The organism is Streptomyces sp. NPDC028289 (assembly GCF_055565975.1).
Map to the genome: position 1 here is coordinate 531,007 of NZ_JBVHTI010000008.1, position 17,341 is coordinate 548,347.

At 72.6% G+C, this 17,341-nt stretch carries 17 protein-coding genes; 5 read left to right on the forward strand and 12 right to left on the reverse strand.

The annotated features are described in order from the left end of the window. Positions 1-71: 71 nt before the first annotated feature. A complete protein-coding gene (locus tag ACZ4UV_RS38930; RefSeq protein ID WP_390041443.1) occupies positions 72-263 on the reverse strand; it encodes an antitoxin in 192 nt (63 codons plus the stop codon). A 214-nt stretch (positions 264-477) separates the two neighbouring features. On the opposite strand from ACZ4UV_RS38930, the gene ACZ4UV_RS38935 reads away from it, so the two are divergent. Then, on the forward strand, positions 478-2,949 hold the full coding sequence (locus ACZ4UV_RS38935; RefSeq protein WP_467844561.1) for an ATP-dependent Clp protease ATP-binding subunit: 2,472 nt from the start codon (positions 478-480) through the stop codon (positions 2,947-2,949). 31 nt (positions 2,950-2,980) lie between these two features. On the opposite strand, the gene ACZ4UV_RS38940 is transcribed toward ACZ4UV_RS38935, so the two are convergent. Next, positions 2,981-3,979: an LLM class flavin-dependent oxidoreductase gene (locus ACZ4UV_RS38940; RefSeq protein WP_451017389.1), complete on the reverse strand. Its 999-nt coding sequence runs from the start codon at positions 3,977-3,979 to the stop codon at positions 2,981-2,983. 78 nt (positions 3,980-4,057) lie between these two features. On the opposite strand from ACZ4UV_RS38940, the gene ACZ4UV_RS38945 reads away from it, so the two are divergent. Next, positions 4,058-4,549 (forward strand): phosphatase domain-containing protein, encoded by a 492-nt coding sequence (locus ACZ4UV_RS38945; RefSeq protein WP_467844563.1) that lies wholly within the window; start codon positions 4,058-4,060, stop codon positions 4,547-4,549. Between the two features lie 10 nt (positions 4,550-4,559). Here the strand turns inward: ACZ4UV_RS38945 and ACZ4UV_RS38950 are convergent, their stop codons facing one another. Beyond that, positions 4,560-4,775, reverse strand: a complete 216-nt coding sequence (locus tag ACZ4UV_RS38950; protein ID WP_293996087.1) for a dodecin — start codon at positions 4,773-4,775, stop codon at positions 4,560-4,562. 195 nt (positions 4,776-4,970) lie between these two features. Between ACZ4UV_RS38950 and ACZ4UV_RS38955 the strand changes: the two genes are divergently transcribed. Then, positions 4,971-6,233: an extracellular solute-binding protein gene (locus tag ACZ4UV_RS38955; RefSeq protein ID WP_451017391.1), complete on the forward strand. Its 1,263-nt coding sequence runs from the start codon at positions 4,971-4,973 to the stop codon at positions 6,231-6,233. Between the two features lie 128 nt (positions 6,234-6,361). On the opposite strand, the gene egtD is transcribed toward ACZ4UV_RS38955, so the two are convergent. From egtD to egtA, 4 genes are read right to left on the reverse strand one after another with little or no spacing between them, the layout of a single operon-like run. Then, a complete protein-coding gene (gene egtD / locus ACZ4UV_RS38960; protein WP_451017392.1) occupies positions 6,362-7,324 on the reverse strand; it encodes an L-histidine N(alpha)-methyltransferase in 963 nt (320 codons plus the stop codon). Beyond that, positions 7,321-8,112, reverse strand: a complete 792-nt coding sequence (egtC, locus tag ACZ4UV_RS38965) for an ergothioneine biosynthesis protein EgtC (protein WP_351500279.1) — start codon at positions 8,110-8,112, stop codon at positions 7,321-7,323. Before egtC ends, egtD begins: the two co-directional genes overlap by 4 nt. Next, positions 8,112-9,437 (reverse strand): ergothioneine biosynthesis protein EgtB, encoded by a 1,326-nt coding sequence (egtB, locus tag ACZ4UV_RS38970; RefSeq protein ID WP_467844569.1) that lies wholly within the window; start codon positions 9,435-9,437, stop codon positions 8,112-8,114. Before egtB ends, egtC begins: the two co-directional genes overlap by 1 nt. Further along, positions 9,434-10,762: an ergothioneine biosynthesis glutamate--cysteine ligase EgtA gene (gene egtA / locus ACZ4UV_RS38975; RefSeq protein ID WP_467844571.1), complete on the reverse strand. Its 1,329-nt coding sequence runs from the start codon at positions 10,760-10,762 to the stop codon at positions 9,434-9,436. Before egtA ends, egtB begins: the two co-directional genes overlap by 4 nt. A 300-nt stretch (positions 10,763-11,062) precedes the next feature. Here egtA and ACZ4UV_RS38980 point away from each other — a divergent pair, with 300 nt between their 5' ends. Then, complete coding sequence (locus ACZ4UV_RS38980) at positions 11,063-11,890, forward strand: TIGR02452 family protein (protein ID WP_451017395.1); 828 nt, start codon at positions 11,063-11,065, stop codon at positions 11,888-11,890. Positions 11,891-12,032: 142 nt separating this feature from the next. Here the strand turns inward: ACZ4UV_RS38980 and ACZ4UV_RS38985 are convergent, their stop codons facing one another. Both ACZ4UV_RS38985 and ACZ4UV_RS38990 read right to left on the reverse strand, forming a co-directional pair. Beyond that, positions 12,033-12,482 carry a type II toxin-antitoxin system PemK/MazF family toxin gene (locus ACZ4UV_RS38985; protein ID WP_351500287.1) on the reverse strand — a complete coding sequence of 150 codons (450 nt, stop codon included), beginning with the start codon at positions 12,480-12,482 and terminating at the stop codon, positions 12,033-12,035. A 19-nt stretch (positions 12,483-12,501) separates the two neighbouring features. Next, the gene (locus tag ACZ4UV_RS38990; RefSeq protein ID WP_451023338.1) at positions 12,502-13,302 is read right to left on the reverse strand and encodes an alpha/beta fold hydrolase; all 801 of its coding nucleotides are present in this window, start codon (positions 13,300-13,302) and stop codon (positions 12,502-12,504) included. 62 nt (positions 13,303-13,364) lie between these two features. Here ACZ4UV_RS38990 and ACZ4UV_RS38995 point away from each other — a divergent pair, with 62 nt between their 5' ends. Further along, complete coding sequence (locus ACZ4UV_RS38995) at positions 13,365-13,778, forward strand: MarR family winged helix-turn-helix transcriptional regulator (RefSeq protein ID WP_390041463.1); 414 nt, start codon at positions 13,365-13,367, stop codon at positions 13,776-13,778. A gap of 61 nt (positions 13,779-13,839) precedes the next feature. On the opposite strand, the gene ACZ4UV_RS39000 is transcribed toward ACZ4UV_RS38995, so the two are convergent. The 3 genes from ACZ4UV_RS39000 to ACZ4UV_RS39010 all read right to left on the reverse strand — a co-directional run bounded on the left by ACZ4UV_RS39000 (position 13,840) and on the right by ACZ4UV_RS39010 (position 17,153). Continuing rightward, a complete protein-coding gene (locus ACZ4UV_RS39000) occupies positions 13,840-15,330 on the reverse strand; it encodes an SPFH domain-containing protein (RefSeq protein WP_467844575.1) in 1,491 nt (496 codons plus the stop codon). A gap of 133 nt (positions 15,331-15,463) precedes the next feature. Then, positions 15,464-15,682, reverse strand: coding sequence for a hypothetical protein (locus tag ACZ4UV_RS39005; protein ID WP_351497368.1), 219 nt, complete (start codon positions 15,680-15,682; stop codon positions 15,464-15,466). Positions 15,683-15,728: 46 nt separating this feature from the next. Next, positions 15,729-17,153 (reverse strand): amidase, encoded by a 1,425-nt coding sequence (locus ACZ4UV_RS39010; protein WP_451022929.1) that lies wholly within the window; start codon positions 17,151-17,153, stop codon positions 15,729-15,731. Positions 17,154-17,341 lie beyond the last annotated feature (188 nt).

Here is a 17,341-nt window from a genome sequence, read left to right on the forward strand (position 1 = left end):
CGGACGGACACTTCGTGACGGGCGGCTCGCGGGGCAGGGACAAACCCCGCGATCCTAGCCCGGGCAGCTCTCTACTGCGGAGGGTCGCCCTGCCTCCGCTCCCGCTCGATGTAGTCGTCGGCCTGCTTCTGGCCCATGTCGACCTGGGACTGGTACTTGTTCCCGGTCCGCTGGTCGATCATGTCGCCGCCCTTTTGGACGCCCTGTTTGGCCTGGTCCTCGTGGCCCTTGAGCATCCCCTTGAGCTTGTCCAGCATGGACATGGCAGCCCTCCTCGCTGGTTGCGGCTTCCAACCCCCAGCGTCACCGGCCCGGGCGCCGTCCGCATCTCGGCGGCCGTCCCCGTGCGGGCCCGGCGCGCCTGTGCGAGCTTGGAAGACGCGGATTGCCGCCGATCGCAGAACCTTCCGGAGAGGCTCTCGCGCAGCCGCCCCGCGGCGCCGCCCCGCACAGCTGTCCGCAGAAAGGCCCGGCCCCATGAGCACTTCCGGTTTCGGATTCGGACGCAGTCCCTTCGAGGAGTTCGACGAGCTGATGTCCCGCTTCTTCGGCGGCTCGGGGGCGGGTGCCCAGCCCCGCCGGCCGCAGCGCGTCGACATCGGCAGCCTGCTGTCCGAACGGGCCCGGGAACTGGTCGCGCAGGCCCGCGACCTCGCGGCCGTCGAGGGCAGCGAGGAACTGGACGCCCGGCATCTGCTGGCCGCCGCCACCGCCCACGACTCCACCCGGCGGCTGCTCACCGAGGCGGGCGCCGACCCCGACCAGCTACGGGAGCGGCTCACCGCGGGGCACGGCGGCGGTGAGAGGACCGAGCCCACCGCCCTCACCCCGGCCGCGAAACGCGCCCTCCTCGACGCCTACCAGATCTCCCGCGCCGAGGGCGCCTCCTACATCGGCCCCGAGCACCTGCTGCGCGCACTCGCCGCGAACCCGGAGTCGGCGGCCGGGCGGGCGCTCGGCGACAGCGGCTGGGAGCCGACCAGGATGCCGGCCGAGGGCGCGGCGGAGCGCAGGAAGCCCAGCACCACGCCGACCATCGACGAGTACGGCCGTGACCTGACCGAGGACGCCCGGGCAGGGCGCCTGGACCCGGTGATCGGGCGGGACGAGGAGGTCGAGCAGACCATCGAGGTGCTCTCCCGGCGCAGCAAGAACAACCCGGTCCTGATCGGTGACCCGGGGGTCGGCAAGACCGCCATCGTGGAGGGCATCGCGCAGCGGATCGTCGCCGGGGACGTGCCCAAGACCCTCGAGGGCAAGCGGCTGGTCTCCCTGGACCTGGCCGGGATGGTGGCCGGCACCAAGTACCGGGGCGAGTTCGAGGAGCGGCTGAAGAAGCTGCTCGACGAGGTCCGCGAGCACGGCAACGAACTCGTGCTGTTCCTGGACGAGTTGCACACGGTCGTCGGTGCGGGCGGCGGCGGGGAGGGATCCCTCGACGCGGGCAACATCCTCAAACCCGCCCTCGCCCGCGGTGAACTGCACCTCATCGGCGCGACCACCGTCGACGAGTACCGCAAGCACATCGAGAAGGACGCGGCCCTGGAACGCCGGTTCGCGCCCATCCTGGTCGGCGAGCCCACCGTCGACGACACCATCGAGATCCTGCGCGGCCTGCGCGACCGCTACGAGGCCCACCACCAGGTCCGCATCACCGACGAGGCGGTGGTCGCGGCGGCAGAGCTGTCCGACCGGTACATCACCTCCCGGTTCCTGCCCGACAAGGCGATCGACCTGATGGACCAGGCGGCGGCCCGGGTACGGCTGCGCTCCAAGACCCCGCCCACCGACACCCGGGACATCGAGGACCGGGTCGCCGCCCTGAACCGGGAGAAGGACCAGGCCGTCGCCGACGAGGAGTACGAGCGGGCCAAGGAGCTCCGCGACCGCATCAAGGCGACCGAGGCCGAGCTGGAGCAGGCCGGCACCGCCGAGGAACACGCGCCCAAGGTCGCCGCCGAGGACATCGCCGAGGTCGTCTCCCGCACCACCGGCATCCCGGTCGCCCAGCTCACCGAGGAGGAGCGGGAGCGGCTGATGAAGCTGGAGGAGCACCTCCACGAGCGGGTCGTCGGCCAGGACGAGGCGATCACCGCCGTCGCCCGCGCGGTCCGCCGCGCCCGTGCCGGCATGAGCGACCCCAACCGCCCCGTCGGCAGCTTCCTCTTCCTCGGTCCGACCGGCGTCGGCAAGACCGAACTGGCCCGCGCCCTGGCCGCCGCCCTCTTCGGCGACGAGACCCGCATGATCCGCCTCGACATGAGCGAGTTCCAGGAGCGCCACACGGTCTCCCGGCTGGTCGGCGCCCCGCCCGGATACGTCGGGCACGAGGAGGCCGGCCAGCTCACCGAGGCGGTGCGCAGGCAGCCGTACGCCGTGCTGCTCCTCGACGAGGTGGAGAAGGCGCACCCGGACGTCTTCAACACCCTGCTCCAGCTCCTCGACGACGGCCGCCTCACCGACGCCCAAGGACGTACCGTCGACTTCAAGAACACCGTCGTCATCATGACGTCGAACATCGGCGCCGACCGCATCCTGGCCGCCGGCACGGAGGACTACAGCAAGGTCCGCGAGGCGGTCATGCCGGCCCTCCAGCAGCACTTCCGTCCGGAGTTCCTCAACCGCATCGACGAGATCATCGTCTTCCGCGGCCTGGACCGCACCCAGCTGCGCGAGATCGTCGACCTGCTCCTGGAGCACACCCGGAGCCGGCTGCGCGCCCAGGACGTCACCCTCGAAGTCACCGACGCGGCGGCCGTGTTGCTCGCCAACCTCGGCCACGAGCCGGACTTCGGCGCCCGTCCGCTGCGCCGCACCATCCAGCGCGAGGTCGACGACCGCCTCGCCGACCTGCTGCTCTCCGGCCAACTCGTGGCGGGCGAGCGGGCGGTGGTGGACGCGGAGAACGGCGAGATCGTGATCCGCTCCGACAAGCCGGCCACGGTCTGACCGGTCCGGGCCCACGCTCCGGCCGGTCCGGTCAGGAGGCGACGATCCCGGCCAGCCGCCGGTACGAGTCCAGCAGTGCCGTGCGGTCGTACGTACTCGTGGTGACCAGCACCTCGTCGGCACCGGTTTCCTTCAGGACCGTCTCCAGCTCGTGGGCGACCTGGTCCTCGGTGCCGGCGATGTGCCCGGTGAGCCCGGACTCGTAGAAGCCGCGTTCCTTCGCGGTCATCGTCCGGGCCTCGACGGCCTCGGCCGGGGGCAGCGGCGGGAACGCACCGTGGGTGCGGGAGTACGCCGTCGACCAGGCCTCCGGGACGAGCAGCCGGTGTGCCGCCTCGGGGGTGTCGGCGACGGCGACCGTTCCGGAGATCACGACGTACGGCTCGGCCGCCCACGGGGAGGGCCGGAAGCGGTCGCGGTAGCGGTCGATCCCGCGCCGCATCTTCTCGCGGCCCCGGAGGTCGCCGATGACCATGGGCAGCCCGGCCCGGGCCGCGATGTCCGCGCCCTCGCCCATCGCCAGCACGAACGGCGGCACGCGCAGCCCCTCCGCCGGGCGGGCCCGCACCCCGGTCGGCGAGGTCCCCTCGAACCAGCCGAGCAGCTCGCCGAGCTGCGCCGCGAAGTCCTCGGCGTCGCCCTTGCCGCGTCCCAGCGCTTTGCGCACGCCGTCGGTGAAGCCCACCGACCGGCCGAGCCCCATGTCGATCCGCCCCGGGTGGAGCGACTCCAGCACGCCGAACTGCTCGGCCACGACCAGCGGCTGGTGGTTGGGCAGCATGACGCCGCCGGTCCCGACCCGGATGGTCCGGGTCGCGGCGGCCACGGCGGCGGCCAGCACGGTCGGTGCCGATCCGGCGACCCCGGGCACCCCGTGGTGCTCCGACACCCAGAAGCGGTGGTACCCGAGCGCCTCCACCTCCCGCGCCAGCGCCACCGTGTCCCGCAGCGCCTCACCGGGCGCGTGCCCCTCCCGGGTGCGGGAGCGGTCGAGGACGGAGAACCGGGTCCGGGCGATGGTTGCGTTCACACAGGGTTCAACAGCCGCGCGGCCACGGGATTCCCACCGGGCCGAACCGCCGGGGGAGTCGCGTTCTAGGGTTGCCGCGTGACAGAGAGCAGCAGCCGTCCGATCGCCGTGTTCGACATCGACAACACCCTTGCCGACACCGCGCACCGGCAGCGGTTCCTGGAGAGCAAGCCCCGGGACTGGGACGCGTTCTTCGCGGCCGCGCCGCACGACCCGCCGATCGCCGAGGGGATCGCGCTGGCCGTGGCGAACGCCGAGGAGTGCGAGATCGTCTATCTCACCGGGCGCCCCGAGCGCTGCCGGCGTGACACGCTCGACTGGCTCGCCGCCCACGGGCTGCCGGAGGGGCGCGTGCACATGCGGCGCAACGCCGACCGCAGGCCCGCCCGGTACACCAAGCTGGAGATCCTGCGCCGGCTCGCGGAAGGGCGTTCGGTCCGCCTCCTGGTCGATGACGACGAGCTGGTGTGCGACGCTGCCGAACGGGCCGGGTTCACCGTCGTACGGGCCCGCTGGGCCGACCGCTCGGCCGCGCTGGAACAGGCCCAGGAGGGGGAGGGGCGGACCTGACGGTACGGCGTCAGCCCTCTTCGTCGATGCGGAAGCCCACCTTCAGGCCCACCTGGTAGTGCTCGATCTGACCGTTCTCGATCTGGCCCCTGACCTGCGTGACCTCGAACCAGTCCAGGTTGCGCAGGGTCTGGTTGGCGCGTGCGACACCGTTGCGGATGGCCTGGTCGATGCCCTCGTGCGAGGTGCCGACGATCTCGGTGACCCGGTAGGTGTGGTTCGTCATCGGGAAGCTCCTCTCGTCGTCACTCCACGGTGCCGCATCCGGAAGCGGAGCGCGAGGCGTCGGTTCCGAAATGCCTACAGCCCTTGACCCTCCATATTGGTCCATACCAAAATCCCGTACACCCGTACGAGCCCCGGTGCTCGTTCCCCCACGTCGGGCCTCTTCGCCTGTCCGCCAGACAGAACAGGAACCCCCGTGAGACATCGCCGCCCGCTCGCCCTCGCCTGTGTGTCCGCCGCCCTGCTGAGCGCCTGTGGAGTCCTGCCGGGCGAAGGGGGTGGGCGCCACACGGTCACGGTCTGGCTGATGCGGAACAGCGCCTCGGCGGACTTCCTGCACCGGTTCTCCGCCGACTTCGAGCGCACCCACAAGGACATCCGCCTGGACATCCGCATCCAGGACTGGACCGGCATCGTGGACAAGGTGCAGGCCGCGCTGAAGAGCGATTCCGACGACGCGCCCGATGTCATCGAGGTCGGCAACACCCAGGTCCCGGAGTACGTCGAGGACGGCCGGCTCACCGACCTCACCCTGGAGTCGATGCGCGACTGGGGCAAGGAGCACTGGCTGCCCGGCCTCGCCGAGCCCGGCTCGGACGACTCCCGCCAGTACGGCATTCCCTGGTACGCCGCCAACCGGGTCGTCATCTACCGCAAGGACCTGTTCCGGAAGGCGGGGATCACCTCGGCGCCGAAGACCCGCGAGCAGTGGCTGGCCGACACCGAGAAGCTCAACTCGGGTGGCGACCAGGGGATCTACCTCGCCGGACAGGACTGGTACACCCTCTCCGGGTTCATCTGGGACGAGGGCGGAGACCTCGCCCGGGAGACGGACGCCGAGTGGAAGGGCACCCTCGACAGCCCGGCCGCGCTGCGCGGGATGGACTTCTACCGGCGACTCCAGGCCCTCGGCAGGGGGCCCGTCGACGCCGACGAGGAACACCCGCCCCAGGCCCAGGTGTTCGCGGGCGGACAGGTCGCGCAGATCGTCGCGGTACCCGGCCTCGCCCAGTCCATCGCGCAGGAGAATCCCGAACTGAAGGACGAGATCGGCTACTTCCCGGTGCCGGGGCTCACCGCGGCCCACCCCGGTGCCGTCTTCACCGGCGGCTCGGACCTCGTCGTACCGCAGAACACCGACCGGCCCTATGACGCGACGGCCGTCGTCGGTGCGCTGACCGGCGCCAAGTGGGACACCGACCTGGCCCGCACCATGAACTACGTGCCCAACAAGACCACGCTGGCGGGCGCGGTGGCCGGGGAGGAGGGGGTCGCCGCCATGGCGGCGGGTGCCGCACGGGGGCGAGCGACCCCCCACACCCCGGACTGGCCCGCGGTGGAGGCCGACAACCCGATCAAGGGCTACATGACCAAGGTGCTCGACGGGGCGGACCCCGCGACCGAGGCCCGCCGCGCCTCCCGACGCATCACCGAACTACTCGCACCGGACTTCGGCTGAGCGCCCCGAAGGGGCGCGGGGCCGCAATGCATGTGCGGCTACCGCCGCGTGGGCGCGACCAGCCACGACGGCGCCGCAGACGACCGACGACATGGCGCGGCACTTCCAGCGGAGCTGGGGCGGAGCACTCAGCGAGCCACGCTCAGCGACAGAGCGAAGCGCTCCTGCGCGTCGGTCCACCAATGCGTCAGCTCCAGCCCCGCACCGGCCAGCTCGGCGGTAACGCCGTCCCGCCGGAACTTCGCCGACACCTCGGTGCGCAGCTCCTCGCCCGCCGCGAAGTCCACGGCCAGATCGAGCGCGGGCACCTTCACGGTCTGCGCCACCCGGGAGCGCAGCCGCATCTCGATCCACTCGTTCTCCGCGTCCCACAGGGCGACGTGGTCGAAGGCGTCCGGGTCGAAGTCGGCGTCCAGCTCCCGGTCGACGACGGCGAGGACGTTCTTGTTGAACTCGGCCGTCACCCCGGCCGCGTCGTCGTACGCCCGGACCAGCACCCCCTCGTCCTTGACCAGGTCGGTGCCGAGCAGCAGCGCGTCGCCGGGCGCGAGCCGCCGGCGCACCGAGGCCAGGAACACCGCCCGCTCGGCGGGCAGCAGGTTGCCGATCGTGCCGCCGAGGAACACCAGCAGCCGGGGCCCCGGCGTCTCGGGCAGCTCCAGCCGGCCGGTGAAGTCGGCGATCAGGGCGTGCACGGACAGCCCCGGCCGCTCCGTGACGAGCGCCTCGCCGGCCTGCGTGAGCGCACTCTCGCTGACGTCGACCGGGACGTACACCTCGATGCCGGTGAGCGCGTCGATGAGCAGGCGGGTCTTCTCGGAGGAGCCCGAGCCCAGCTCCACCAGGGTGCGGGCACCGCTCGCGGCGGCGATCTCGCCGGACCGGGCGCGCAGGATCTCCCGCTCGGCCCGGGTCGGGTAGTACTCGGGCAACTCGGTGATCTGGTCGAACAGTTCGCTGCCCCGGGCGTCGTAGAACCACTTCGGCGGCAGCGTCTTGGGCGTGGCGGTGAGGCCGGTCAGGACGTCGGCGCGCAGCGCGGCGTCCGTCGCGTCCTCGGGAAGGGTGCGGGTGACACGGAAGGGACTCACGTACAAGGCTCCTTAGGTGGTACCGATGCCAGGTCCTCGACCGGGTTGTCGACGGGCGTGAGGACGACGCCCGCGCGGCTCGCGGTGAGCAGCGTGCGGTCGGGGACCTCCTGCCAGCGCGGGTCGTCGTCGTACGGCTCGGAGGCGACGACGGTGCGCAGGCCGGGTTCCGCGAGGTAGTGGAGACTGTCGCCCCACGCGGTGGCGGTGATGGTCTCGCCGTCGGTGAGGAGGAGGTTGAGCCGGGCCGCGGGCGCCGCCTCGGCCACCTGCTGAACCGTTTCGGCAAGGGCCGGGCCCGGCTCCGTACCGGACCGCAGCCGGTGCAGGGCCAGCGCCCAGACGAACGCCGAGTCGGTGCGGGCCTCCATCGACAGCAGGTCGGCCGGGGGCAGCAGCGGGACGAGCGGCGCCAGCGACTGCGGCCAGCCGGGGACCGCCCCGTTGTGGCTGAACAGCCAGCGGCCCGCCGCGAACGGCGCCGCCGCGGCCTCCGCGTCCGCGCCCGCCAGGGTGGCGTCCCGGACGGCGGCCAGCAGCGCGCCGGTGCGCACGACCCGGGCCAGGTCGGCGAAGGACTGGTCGGCCCAGATCGGCCCGGCCCGCCGGTAGCGGGCCGGCTGCGGATCGTCCGGGGCGTACCAGCCCACCCCGAAGCCGTCCGCGTTGACCGTCCCGTACCGCTGCCGCCGGGGTGCCCACGACTGCCGGTAGAGGGAGTGCTCGGGCTCCACGAGGAGCCGGCCGAGCGGCTCCTCGGGTCCGAGGCAGGCCAGGTGACGGCACATCAGGCAGCCTCCTCCGAACGGGCGGTGCGGAAACCGGAGAAGATCTGCCGCCGGATCGGGTAGTCCCAGTTGCGGAACGTCCCCCGGCAGGCCACCTGGTCCACGGCGAACGAACCGCCGCGCAGCACCTTGTACTCGGGGCCGAAGAACACCTCCGAGTACTCCTTGTACGGGAAGGCGCTGAAGCCGGGGTAGGGGAGGAAGTCACTGGACGTCCACTCCCACACGTCACCGATCAACTGCCGTACACCGAGCGGGGACTCGCCCTCCGGGTAGCTGCCGGCCGGGGCCGGACGCAGATGGCGCTGGCCGAGATTGGCGTGGTGCGGCGCCGGGTCGGCGTCGCCCCACGGGTAGCGCCGGGACCGGTTCTCGCCCGGGTGGTGCCGGGCGGCCTTCTCCCACTCGGCCTCGGTGGGCAGCCGGCGCCCGGACCAGCGGGCGTAGGCGTCCGCCTCGTACCAGCACACGTGCAGCACCGGCTCCTCGGGCGGCACGACTTCCGTGACCCCGAACCGGCGCCGCAGCCACTGGCCGCCCTCCCGGTGCCAGAACTGCGGCGCGGAGATGGAGTGCTGCCGGATGTGCGCCCAGCCTTCGGGCGTCCACCAGCGCTCGTCCTCGTAGCCGCCGTCCTCGATGAACGCCAGGTACCGGCCGTTGGTCACCGGGGTGGTGTCGATCCAGTAGGGCGCCACCTCCCGCCGGTGCGCGGGGCGTTCGTTGTCCAGCGCCCAGGGCTCGGTGGAGGTGCCCATCGTGAACGGGCCGCCGGGGACCAGGACTTCGGCCGGGCCGGTGAACGGCGGCGCCGGAGCCGGGTCCGGGGCGGTCAGGGCCTGGGGGCCCGTGCGGAGCTGATGGGTGATCAGCATCGTCTCGTCGTGCTGCTGTTCGTGCTGCGCGATCATCCCGAAGGCGAAGCCCGCCTCGGTCAGCCGGGTGCCGCTGAACGCCGCGCCCTCCAGCAGGTCCAGGGCCCGGCCGCGCACCTCCGCCGCGTACTGCCGGGCCTCGGCGGGCGCCAGCAGCGGCAGCGAGGGCCGCTCGGACCGCGGATGTTCGAAGGCGTCGTAGAGGCTGTCGATCTCCGGGCGCATCGCCTCCCGGCCGCCGACGTTGCGCAGCAGCCAGAGCTCCTCCTGGTTGCCGATGTGCGCGAGGTCCCAGACCAGCGGGGACATCAGCGGGGAGTGCTGGGCGGTGAGGTCGGGCCCCTCCACGCAGCTGGTCAGCAGCGTGGTGCGGTCGCGGGCCGTGGTCAGGGACTTCAGTGCCCGCTCCCGCAGGGTCTCGATATCGATGTCGACGTCGGTCTCGGTCATGCGCTGATGTCCTTCCCCTGGGCGCGACCGGCCGTGCCGCGCAGTCGGTCCAGCAGGTCGTCGGCCGGGCAGCGGCCCCGCAGCACGTACCGGTCCCGGTACGCCGCCACCGCGTCCATGACCCCGGAGCTCGCGCCGATCCTCGGCAGGGCCTCCAGCGCCGCCGCGAAACAGGCGACGGCGGCCTCGTGCAGCTCCGGGTCGCGGAGCCCGGTGCGGGCCGCGTCGATCCACAGCGGGTTGTTCGGGGCGGGCCGCGGCCCCGCCCGCTCGGCGAGCGGTTTCACCGTCCGGTACGCCGTCTCGGCGGCCTCCGGGTCCTCGAACAGCGCCGCCGTCACCGCCAGCGGCACGATCCACCCGTCGTCGCCGGGCTGCGCGTCGATCATCCGCAGCTCCAGATGACCGCGTGGCCTGACCGGCGGGAACAGCGTGGTGAGGTGGTACGCGAGATCCGCGCCGGTGGGCGTCCCGGACCGGGTCCAGGCCCGGAAGGTCAGTTCCTCGGGAACCTCCCAGGGGCCGGTCTCCCGCCGCAGGCACATCACCGGTGCGTCGAGGACGTGCCGGGCCCAGGCGGTGCGCGGGTCGCCGTCCAGAGGGGGCCCGCCCGCGCGGCCCGCGCCGATCTCCATCCACAGCAGCTGGCGGGTGGAGAGCCAGCCGGTGGGCCGGTGCCCGACCAGCGGGGAGTTCGCGAACGCGGCCACCAGCACCGGGCCGAGCTGATGGGCGAGCCACCAGCGCCTGGTGTACCCGAGCGGACCGGGCTCCTCGTGGCCGGCGTCCAGGCAGACCTGGACGGACGCCGAGGCGCACATCATGTGGCGGCCCGCGGTGCCGGTGCGGTCCAGGCACGTCTCCATCGCGTCGTAGCGCGGCTCGCGCAGGAAGCGGCGGGGGGTGTGCCAGGGATCGTGACCGACGCCCACGAGTCCGAGGTCCTGTTCGGCGAGGACCTTGCGGACGGCGTCCAGGTCGGCGGAGACGGTGCCGATGCACTCCGTGAGGGAGGCGGCGGGCGGCGAGCTGAGCTCCAGCTGGCCGCCGGGTTCGACGGTGAGCGCCGAGCCCAGGGGCACCGTGCGCAGTGCGGCGTAGGCCGCTTCGAGTCGTTCGGATGCCACCGGGAGCTGCGGCCCGCGCAGCTCGTGGACCAGCCATTCCACTTCGACCCCGAGCGTGCGGGGCGGGCCGGTCTTGAAGCAGATGCCCTTGACCAGGGCCTCCACCTCGGCTTCGGTGACAGCCGTGCGGTCGTCCGAGAAGTCGGTTTTCACCGACCCGTCGGTACAGTCACCGCTGTCGGATATTGAGTCGGACATGTCGGGATCCTCCTGAGATTCCACCATGCCACCGTCCCGGCCGTGGATACGCCCGGGGCGGCATCGTCCGTCCCACCCAAGACCTTCACCTCGATTCGCACAAGGGCACCTATCGGGACGTTCTAGATCGGTAACCTCTGCTTCCCTGCCGCTTTGTTGCTGCTTCCTTTCGTGTTTCCGGCCGTTTCGGGCCAGGGAAACTCCGTTGCACGGCACCACCAGGATCACCCAGGATGCGTGCATGAGCACGACGGGGGAGGCCGCGCGGGCCGCTGCCATGGCGTCCACGGGGGTGGCGCCATGAGCGCGCGCCTGCGCGGCATCGCACGGCAGACCGAAGAGATCGTGGCGGCGGGGAGCTACCGCGCGCCCGACGGCCGTCAGGTCCTGCTGGCCGCCGACATCGCGGCCGCACGGGCGGGGACGCGGCTGTACGGCCCGGAACCGGTGCCGGTCCCGGATCCCCTCCCGACCGCATCGGACGCCGTCCTGGAGGTCACCGGCGAGAGCAGCCTGGAGGCCGCCCGCCGCCTCGCCGACAGCCCGGTGGCCGTGCTCAACTTCGCCTCGGCCCGCAATCCGGGCGGCGGCTACCTCAACGGCGCCCAGGCGCAGGAGGAGGCCCTGTGTCGCGCCTCCGCGCTGTACACGTGCGTCCGCGAGGCCGCCGCGTACTACGACCACCACCGCGCGCACCGCGACCCCTTCTACACGGACCGCGTGATCCACTCCCCGGCCGTCCCGGTCTTCCGCGACGACCGTGGCGCGCTGCTTGCCGAGCCCTACCGGGCGGGCTTCCTCACGGCCGCCGCCCCCAACGCGGGTGTGATCCGCCGTACGGCTCCGGAGCGGACCGGCGAACTGCCGGGGGTCCTCGCCGTACGGGCCGGACGGGTGCTGGAGGTGGCCGCCGCGCACGGCTACCGGCGACTGGTACTCGGCGCCTGGGGCTGCGGGGTCTTCCAGAATGACCCCGCACAGGTCGCGGGCGCCTTCCGGGGGCTGCTGGGCCCCGGCGGACGGTTCGCCGGGACCTTCGCACACGTGGTGTTCGGGGTCCTGGACCGCACGCCGGGATCCGTGGTCCGGGGTGCCTTCACCGAGACGTTCCGGACCGCTGGGGTCTGAGCGGATCTGGTGAAGTCGGCTGCGGTCCCGCGCCCCGTAGGGGCGCTGGGGGCACCCCCGGCCGAAGGCTGGGGGAGGAACTGCTCGACCAGCCCCCACCGGCTCGCGGTGAATGAGCCGCGCGACCAACGGAGCGCCCGGATCAGTTCCAGCCGTAGCGCTCGTGCAGCCGGTGGCGTACGAGGTTGAAGCGGCCCCGGTCGAGTGCGCAGGCCTCGCGGCGCATGCCGTCCTCGTGCAGCCTCAGGACGCGGTCCACGTCCACCCAGGAGTCGCGCCCGGTGCGGTCCCACGGCCCGCTGCCGATCGCCACCCACTCGCGGTCGTTGTCGTGCCGCTTGCTGGACAGTTGGACGGCGAGCAGGGTGCCGGCCGCCTCCCGGGCGACGACCAGCACCGGCCGGTCCTTGCCCCGCCCGTCGTTCTCCTCGAAGGGCACCCAGGTCCACACGATCTCACCGGGGTCGGGGTCGCCGTCGTGGGCGGGGGAGTACTCGGTGCGCACCTTGCCGACCTCGTGCGGGTCGGCCTCGGTGGTCGCGGTGGGGCCGTACCGGCCGGGGATGTTGTCGTCGTCGATAAACGCAGTCACGAGGGCACCCTAAGGGGCCTCAGCCTGCGAGAACAGGCGGGGTGCCGGTGCGGCGCAGCTCCGCCTCGATCAACTCGACGGTGACGTCGGGGCGTTCGAGGTGCGGAAGGTGACCGGCCTCGGGGACCGGCTCGAACCGGCCCTGCGGGAAGGCCTTCGCGTAGGCGGCACCGTACGCGGGCGTGACGATACGGTCGCTCTCGCCCCAGATCACCAGCGCGGGCTGCCGCACCCGCCCCAGCCGGGGGAGCAGCTTCGGGTCGGTCATCCGGCCGCCGTCCGTGAGCAGCCGCATGGTCGCCATGTTCGCCCCGCGGCGGGCGAGTTCGGCGGCGGGGAGGGCGGCCGGGTCGACGTAGAAACGGTCCGGGTCGTGCCAGGAGTGCTCGGCCTGGGCGCGCGGGTCCAGCGCGAAGAAGTCGGTGACCTGTTCGCCGTCGATGTCCGCGCCGACCGCGTTGATGAGGACCAGGCCGGTGATCAGCCCGGCCGTGTCCCGTATCGCCATCTCGGTGGCGAGTTGGCCGCCCAGTGAGGAGCCGATGACCAGGACGTCGCTCAACTCACCGTCCTGGAGCAGGTGGAGGTAGGCGCCGGCGAGGTCGTCGACACTGGTCAGCCAGTCGGGGCGGGGTGTGCCGTCCCAGCCGGGGTGGACCGGGGCGATGGTGTGGGCCGACTCGGCGAGGCGGGCGGCGAGGCCGGCGACCGTGGCGGGGCCGCCGCCCCCGTGGAGCACGAGCACCGGGCGGCCGGAACCGGCCTCGGTGAGGGAGATGGGGAGATCCGGGTACACCTGGGCGATGCGGTTCGTCGTCATGCCGTCCAATCTAACTAAGGATGTTTATATAAACAAGCTTAGTCATCGGTTACAGTGGAGCCATGCAAGATGACCTGCACGTTCTCGGAAGAGCGGTGAAACAGGCCCAGTACCGGCAGCACCGGGCGATGGACAGCGCGCTCTCGGCCGTCGGCACCACCCTCGCGCAGTGGGACGCGCTGCGCGCCATCGACCGGTCACCGGGCGCCTCGGCACGCGAGCTGGCCGCGGCCACCTTCCAGAGCGAGCAGGCCTTCGGCACGCTGGTGGGCCGGCTGGCCGCGCAGGGCCTGGTGGAACGGCAGCCGGGCCACGGGCGGCGGATCCGGCACCGCCTCACCCCCGACGGGGAGCGGATGCTGGCGGCCGGGCACGGGGTGGCCGGCGAGGTGCTCGCCGGCTGCTTCGCCGGGCTGTCGCCGGCGGAGCGGGCGACACTGCTGGACCTGCTGCAGCGGCTCAACGCGCAGGAGTGACCACAGGGGTGCCCCCGGCCACGGCCGGGGGCACCCCTGTGCTCCGGTTGTTCTCCGGCTGCTACTCGCCGCCCTCCTCCACCTGCACCTTCTGCGACGTCGGGGCCGTGGCCCCGTTGAGGACCGGCGAAGTCCCGGCCGGTGCCTGCCCGTTCTGGTTCATCGAGGCAAGGAGCTGGCGGGCCAGACCGAGCCCCGTGCCGCCCATGGTGAGCGCCTTGGCGAACAACTCGGCCATGCCGTCGGCACCGTTCAGCAGCACCATGTTGTCGACGTTGCCGAACGCGGAGGCGCCGGCCTTGACGATCTCCGGCCAGTTCTCGGCGAGTTGCTGGGCGACGACCGCCTCCTGGTTCTCCGCGAGGGCGGCGGCACGCGCCTTGATGGCCTCCGCCTCCGCGAGACCCTTCGCCCTGGCCGCCTCGGCCTCCGCCAGCCCCTTGGCCTGTGCGGCGGCCGCCTCGGCCTCACCGGTGGCCCGGGTCGCCGCCGCGGTGGCCGTACCCCGGGACTTGGTCGCCTCGGCCTCGGCGCCCGCGGCCGTCTTGACCCGGGTCGCCTCGGCCGCCGCCGCCAGCTCGGTCTCCTTCGCCTTCGCCTGGGCGGCGGAGATACGCGCGTCACGCTCGGCCTCGGCCAGCGTCCGCTTCTCGTAGGCCCTGGCGTCGGCCGGCTTGCGGACGTCCGCCTGGAGCTGTTGCTCGCGCCGGTGCGCCTCCAGCTCGGCGACCCGCGTCTCCTGGACCACGACCTCCTGCCGTGCGGCCGCGTCGGCGAGCGGACCCGCCTGCCGGGCCTGGGCGGCCGCCTTGTCCCGCTCGGCCTGGTAGCCGGCCTGGAGGATCTCGCTGTCCCGGGTGGCCTCCGCCATCCGGGCGAACGACTGCTGCTCCGCCTCGGTGGCGAGACGGTTCGCCTCCGCCTGCGCGATCCGGGCGTCCCGCTGTACGGCTGCCGCGTGCGGCATCGCCAGGTTCTGTATGTACCCGGTCGGGTCCTCGATCTCGTGGATCTGCAGGGAGTCCACGATGAGCCCCAGCTTCTCCATCTCCGTGCCGCAGGCGGCCCGGGTCTGCCCGGTGAGCTTGTCCCGGTCGCGGATCATGTCCTCGACCGTCAACCCGCCCACGATGGACCGCAGATGACCCGCGAACACGTTGTGCACCCGCTCGGACATCATCTTCTGCTGGTCCAGGAAGCGGCGGCCCGCGTTGGCGATCGACACGAAGTCGTCACCCACCTTGAAGATGACCACACCCCGCACCTTCAGCGGAATGCCCTGCTGGGTCACGCAGTCCACCGACAACTCGGTCTCGTTGAGGTCCAGGGAGAGCTTGCGCACCGCCTGCACGCCCGGCAGCACCAGCGTGCCGCGCCCCGTGACGATCCGGAACCCCATGCCCTCTTCGAGACCCTCGGTCCGATGCTTCGAACCGGAGATGATGAGCGCCTCGTTCGGCTCGGCCACCCGCCACATCATCTTGAACACACCGATCAGCACGAGAACGGCGAGAACCGCCGCCCCCGCAACGACGCCGACAACCATCGGCATACGCCCCCTTTGAATGGTGCCCTTTCGGCACCGAACGAAGGGAGTGTGCGCCCGCGCGAGCGCCGGGAGAAGACGCTGACGATTCCTTGTTGCAATCTTGACGCATACGCCCCTCACCTGGGGCTATGCCCGCTCAACTGTCGTACGCGGGCGTGACGTAGACCGTCCGAGGCGGCAGGTACTCGACCACCATCACCACCGTGCCCCGCTCGATCCGGCCGGTGCCGTCGGCGGCGTACGCGAGGAAGTGCTCGGCGCCCCCGCGCACCCGGACGATCACCTCGCCGACGAGCCCGGGCCCGATCGTTCCGCTGACCCGCCCCACGAGCCCGACCATCGACGCATCGTCCATGGTCAGAGGGTACGGGCAGGTCAAGCCACGGGAAAGTGGCCTGCTCCTACGCCGCCGGGGCGTCGACGGCCGTGGCCTGCGGCGGCCAGAGCTCGTGCCAGCGCAGTTCGGCCTCCAGCTGGGCGGCGAGGGAGACGAGCAACGGCTCGCTGTCCGCGGGCCCGAGCAGCTGCGCGCCCACCGGCAGCCCGTCCCCGACGAACCCGGCCGGCACGTTCACCCCCGGCCACCCCAGCACGTTCCACGGCCAGGCGTAGGGGCAGGCCGCGATCATCGCCCGGTCGGTGGCGAACTGACCCAGGCCGAGCAGCGCGCCGACGCGGGGCGGCGGCGCGGCGGTGGTCGGCGCGAGGACGACGTCGTACGACGTGAAGAAGGCGCCGATCCTGGCCCGCAGGGCGGCCTCCGCGCGCCGGGCGGCCCGCAGCGGGGCCCCGCCGAGCAGCCGGCCCAGGCGGGCCGCCTCCAGGGTGCGCCGGTCGAGGAGGCCCGGATGCGGTGCCTCGCGGACGCGCTCGGCGATCCCGGCCGTGGCGCGCGGGACGAAGGTGAGCCCGATCTGGCCGTAGGGCGGGTCGGCCTCCTCGACGGTGTGGCCCAACGCGGCCAGCCTGTCGGCGAGTTCGAGGACGCAGGTGCGCAGTTCCGGCTGGAGCCGGGCGGGGAGCGCGGTGAACGGCGGCTTGAGGGAGAGGGCGATGCGCAGCCGCCCGGGATCGCGGCCGACCGCGTCGCCGAGGGTCAACGGGGCGGGCCGGTGCGGGTCCTGCGGATGGTTCCCGCTCGCCGCGTCCAGCAGCAGGGCCGCGTCGGCGACCGTGCGGGCCAGGGTGCCGTTGACCGTGATGCCCTGGAAGGACTCGCCGCGCGGCCAGGTGGAGATGCGGCCGCGCTGCGGTTTGATGCCGACGAGGTGGGTCCAGGCGGCCGGGATGCGCACGGATCCGGCGCCGTCCGAGCCGAGCGCGGCCGGCACCAGTCCCGCCGCGACGGCGGCCGCCGAGCCGCCCGAGGATCCGCCCGGCGTGTGCAGCGGCTGCCACGGGTTGCGGGTCGCGCCGAAGGCCGGTCCCTCGGTGAACGGCCACTGCCCGAGCTCGCACGTATTGGTCTTGCCGACGATCACGGCTCCGGCCGCGCGCAGCCGCCGTACCGCCTCCCCGTCCTCCGCCGCCGGCGGGAACTCGCCCGGGCAGCCGAAGGCGGTCGGCTCGCCGGCCACGTCCGTGTCGTCCTTGACCGCGACCGGCACCCCGAGCAGCGGCCGGCGTACCCCGGCGGCCAACTCCCGGTCGGCGGCGTCGGCTTCGGTGAGGGCCGCCGTACGGCGCACGATCCGGAAGGCGTTGAGGGAGCCCTGCGTGGCCTCGACGCGCGCGAGGCACTCCTCGACCAGCTGGCGCGAGGTCAACTCCCCTGCGGCCAGAGCGCGTACGGACTCGGCGAGACCTGCGGAACGGTCGTACGGCATACGGTGACCCACCTCCGGGGCGCAGCGTTTACCGGAGAGTAACGTCGATCCGGCTTCCCCGGGACAGGTTTCCCACAGCCGGCGCGCAGGGGCGCCCCAGTCCTGCACAAAGCATTGACGTGCACCTGTCGCGACTTCTACTTTCTGCGTCGACTTGTCGAACCCAGTTCGAAATGCCGGACACATTG

Coding starts and splice junctions, on each gene's coding strand:
- egtB (WP_467844569.1), bottom strand. CDS start 9,437: ATGACCGAGACCGACGTCGACATCGATATCGAGACCCTGCGGGAGCGG.
- ACZ4UV_RS39005 (WP_351497368.1), bottom strand. CDS start 15,682: ATGGACGATGCGTCGATGGTCGGGCTCGTGGGGCGGGTCAGCGGAACG.
- ACZ4UV_RS38990 (WP_451023338.1), bottom strand. CDS start 13,302: ATGACGACGAACCGCATCGCCCAGGTGTACCCGGATCTCCCCATCTCC.
- ACZ4UV_RS38930 (WP_390041443.1), bottom strand. CDS start 263: ATGTCCATGCTGGACAAGCTCAAGGGGATGCTCAAGGGCCACGAGGAC.
- ACZ4UV_RS39000 (WP_467844575.1), bottom strand. CDS start 15,330: ATGCCGATGGTTGTCGGCGTCGTTGCGGGGGCGGCGGTTCTCGCCGTT.
- ACZ4UV_RS38950 (WP_293996087.1), bottom strand. CDS start 4,775: ATGACGAACCACACCTACCGGGTCACCGAGATCGTCGGCACCTCGCAC.
- ACZ4UV_RS38995 (WP_390041463.1), top strand. CDS start 13,365: ATGCAAGATGACCTGCACGTTCTCGGAAGAGCGGTGAAACAGGCCCAG.
- egtC (WP_351500279.1), bottom strand. CDS start 8,112: ATGTGCCGTCACCTGGCCTGCCTCGGACCCGAGGAGCCGCTCGGCCGG.
- ACZ4UV_RS38980 (WP_451017395.1), top strand. CDS start 11,063: ATGAGCGCGCGCCTGCGCGGCATCGCACGGCAGACCGAAGAGATCGTG.
- ACZ4UV_RS39010 (WP_451022929.1), bottom strand. CDS start 17,153: ATGCCGTACGACCGTTCCGCAGGTCTCGCCGAGTCCGTACGCGCTCTG.
- egtA (WP_467844571.1), bottom strand. CDS start 10,762: ATGTCCGACTCAATATCCGACAGCGGTGACTGTACCGACGGGTCGGTG.
- ACZ4UV_RS38935 (WP_467844561.1), top strand. CDS start 478: ATGAGCACTTCCGGTTTCGGATTCGGACGCAGTCCCTTCGAGGAGTTC.